We start from the raw sequence: 3,925 nt of genomic DNA, 5'->3' as shown, positions 1-3,925 counted from the left end.
GATTTATTAGAACCAAATTCAGTGAATAGCTACCCCTAATATTGAAAATATCTTACACTGGTTTTATCTCAAGCAAGGTCAGTGTTATATGCTAAATATTATTCAATCAAACCGGATGGAAGCCCTGCAAGCGCAGTTCCACCAGCTGTTAAAAATAAACCCATTGCAAAGCCCGTTCGACAAAGAAGTGGTGCTAGTGCAATCGCCGGGTATGTCGCAGTGGTTAAAAATAGGTTTGAGCGAAAACTTAGGGGTCGCAGCGCAGGTAGATTTTCCGCTGCCGTCGAGCTTTATTTGGCAGTTGTATCAGCAATTACTGCCAAATGTCCCTAAAGAGTCGGCATTTAATAAGCCCAACCTTGCTTGGAAACTGTTTGCAATTTTACCAACCTGCATTGATGAACCGCTTTATTTGCCGCTAAAAACCTATTTAGAGGGCGATATTGACGGGCAAAAAACCTTTGCGCTATGTGAAAAAATAGCCGATGTGTACGACCAATATTTAATGTACCGACCGCACTGGATAGCCACATGGGATAGCGGCAAAGATGAGCTTGATGACGTAGATGTAGCCATTGCCCCATGGCAACCTGATTTATGGCGACGCATTGTAAAACTAAGCCAAGAGCTTGGGCAAAGCCAATTTCATCGCGCTAACATGCAAGGGCAATTACTTGCAGCACTTGAGACCATGGACAATAGCATACTGCCACAACGCATTAGTTTATTTGGTATATCGGCGATTGCCAGCTCCCAGCTTGAGGTGTTTGAAGCACTGAGTAAAAAAACAGAGGTTATATTATTCTTTTTTAACCCAAGTGAGCACTACTGGGGCGATATCATAGATGAAAAAACAGCAGCTAAAATAAGCGCTAAATACGCCAAAATGCCGCTGGTGGAAGCGCAACAAAAAAAACAAACCAATCCAGATGAAGAATACTACTTTATTGGTAATCCGTTGTTATCGTCGTGGGGTAAATTAGGCCGCGACTATTTTGAACAACTTGTACAGTTAGATGCCCGTTGGATTGATGGTTTTATTGATGTGTTTGACGACACCTTACTAGGGCAAGTACAAAGCGAGATTTATCAGCTTGCGTTTAAAGGCGAATCGCTGACCGATAACAAAGAGTGGTTTATAAACGACGAAGGTAAGTTACCAATCAGCGCAACCGACACCAGTATTACGCTCAGCGATTGCCATACACCGCTCAGAGAAGTTGAGCGCTTGCACGACTACTTACTTAACTTATTTAATCAAAACCCAACGCTTACTCCCAAAGACATAATTGTCATGATGCCCGATGTAGGCACTTACAGCCCTTATATTGAAGCTGTATTTGGCGGGGCGCAAGGCAGCCGTTTTATTCCGTACGCATTAGCCGATTTAGCCATAGAGCAAGAAAAGCCCGTGCTTAGTTCATTTGCGAGTTTAGCTAACTTACCGTTTTCGCGCTTTGGTGTGTCGGATATTCTCGATTTATTACAAGTGACGCAAATAGCCGAAAAGTTTGGGCTTGAAGCGCACGAATACGAGCAAATTCAATATTGGCTTGAACGTGTAGGGGTAAAATGGGGTATAAACGCAGCGCATAAAAGCAGCTTTGATTTACCCGCTATCGATTTAAATACCTGGCAACATGGGCTCAACCGTTTACTGCTTGGTATAGCCATGCGCGACGAACAATGCCCGTTTAACGGTATTTACAGCGCTGATGAAGTAGAAGGCATGGCGCTTGATACGCTCAACAAGCTCGTGCATTTTATTGATGTACTGCAAAGCTTTAAAGAGCAGCTAACGCCCGATGATACGCTCACTAATAAAGCGCATATTTTAAGCGAGCTATTAAACGCCATATACGAAAGTGAAAGCGACGACAGCTGGGATTTATTAGTACTTCAAAACGTGCTCGAAGAGTTACAAAAACACCACGACAACGGCGATTACAGTAAAGCAGTTTCGCAGCGTATTGTTAGTTACTTAGTTAAACAAGGCATTCAAGAAAAAGGCGTAGGGCAGCGGTTTTTGGTTGGGCAAGTAAACTTTTGTACGCTTATGCCCATGCGCGCCGTACCATTTAAAGTGGTATGCATGCTGGGCTTAAACGATGCTGACTACCCGCGTAACGTACAGCCTATTGGTTTTGACTTAGTGCCTTATTCTAAAAAGCAAAAAGGTGACCGATCACGTAAATTAGATGACCGCTACTTATTTTTAGAAGCGCTACTGAGTGCCCGCGACAACTTATACATGAGTTACATTGGTCGCTCGTGTTTTGATAACCAACCGCGCATGCCATCAACCCTTGTAAGCGAGCTGTTAGAATATATTGGGCGTAGTTTTGTATTAAGCGAAAAGAGTGAAAAAACGCTGCCCGCATGTCTAATTAATCAGCAGCATTTACAGCCCTTTAATAGCCATTACTATTTAGCCGATGAGCAAGCAAATACTGTGCTGAGCAACCACAGTTACAATCCAATTTGGCTGCCAAGTGAGTCAATTAAACCAGAGCCAGTTATTGCGCTTGATGTGACTGTGCCAGATCAGCTAGATCTTGATGTGTTTATTAGAAGTGTGTGCAGCGCACAAGAGAGCTTTTATCAACAAACATTGGGCTTACGCCTGCCACAATTTAACGAAGTAGCAAAAGACGAAGAACCCTTTAGCCTAGATGCGCTGCGCCGTTATTTTTACCTTGATGAAATACTCGAAGCAAACATAAACGAGCAACCCCTAAGTACCGAGCAAATACTGCAGCGGGGTGAGTTACCTCAAGCCAATGTAGGCAGTCTCATATTTGAGAGTATGGAGCACCGAGTTGACGCGCTTGCAGGGCAAGTAAAAGAGCACATTAAAGGCGGGAAAAGTGAGCCAATAGAAGTTTTGCTTACCATTGAAGGCACTAAAATAGAGGGCTGGCTCAATCATGTGTATTTGCAAAAACAAGTGTTTTACCGCAGTGCGAGTATTAAAGCGAAAGATTTAATTAAAGGCTTTATTTATCACCTCGCAGCGCAAAGTATGGATCAACAAGTAGAAACATTGTTACTTGGGCTTGATAAGCAAATTACCTTTGCGCCAATTAATAAAGCTGATGCCGATGCATTGTTACTTGATTGGTTTGAGTTATACAAAGCGCTGCGCGCGGAGCCTGTGCCGTTCTTTCCGGTAAGTGGTTATGAATACGTTAAAAGCGGCGGCGATATAACAAAAGCAATGAGCAAATTTAGCCCGCAATACATAGGGCGAGGCGAGGGCGAAAATCCGTATATTCGCTTAACGGTACAATCGCTAAATGACTGCCAAGAAGAATTTATAAAATGGAGTGATAAATTGCTCACGCCTTTATTTGAACACGCAAAGGAGAGTGACCATGCAAGCACTTAATCCTCTTACTATGCCGCTCATTGGTCAAAGTTTAATAGAAGCCAGTGCGGGTACCGGCAAAACCTATACGATTACGGGGCTGTATTTACGTTACTTACTAGGTATGCAAATAGAAGGTGAGTTAAATACGCCGCTCAGTGTTGAGCAAATTTTGGTTGTAACCTTTACCGACGCCGCCACCCAAGAAATTAAAGACCGCGTACGCAGCCGAATTATTGCTGCGCGCGATGCACTACTTGGGCAAGACCCAAACGACGAACTCATTGAAGGCGTAATTGCCAAAATTGATGATAAACACCGCGCCTTTGATTTGCTCGATGCAGCTGCTAAATCAATGGACGAAGCCGCTATTTTTACTATTCATGGCTTTTGTCAGCGGATGCTAAAACAACATGCGTTTGAGTCGGGAGTGGCGTTTAATCTCGAATTTATTTTAGATGAGCGCGACATATTACTTGAAACTATTAAAGATTTTTGGCGTGCGTTTGTATACCCACTTAATAAAGAACGCACCGATGCTATTTTAGATGTATTTGC

The 3,925-nt window shown here is 43.2% G+C and carries 2 protein-coding genes; both read left to right on the top strand.

All coding sequences use genetic code 11. The features are described 5' to 3' along the window. Window positions 1-88 precede the first annotated feature (88 nt). Window positions 89-3,388 (top strand): exodeoxyribonuclease V subunit gamma, encoded by a 3,300-nt coding sequence (gene recC / locus H5072_RS13680; protein WP_182693827.1) that lies wholly within the window; start codon window positions 89-91, stop codon window positions 3,386-3,388. Further along, on the top strand, window positions 3,375-3,925 hold a 551-nt coding region (locus H5072_RS13675; protein ID WP_182693826.1), incomplete at its 3' end, for a UvrD-helicase domain-containing protein. The genes recC and H5072_RS13675, both read left to right, overlap by 14 nt.

The organism is Pseudoalteromonas sp. SR45-5, from assembly GCF_014163565.1.
GTDB classification, from domain to species: domain Bacteria; phylum Pseudomonadota; class Gammaproteobacteria; order Enterobacterales; family Alteromonadaceae; genus Pseudoalteromonas; species Pseudoalteromonas distincta.
The sequence above is the reverse complement of the archived record's forward strand: the minus strand, read 5'-3'. Positions and strand labels throughout refer to the sequence as shown.

What these genes read in the sequence shown, in the direction of transcription:
- recC (WP_182693827.1), top strand. Translation starts at nt 89, where the DNA reads ATGCTAAATATTATTCAATCAAACCGGATGGAAGCCCTGCAAGCGCAG.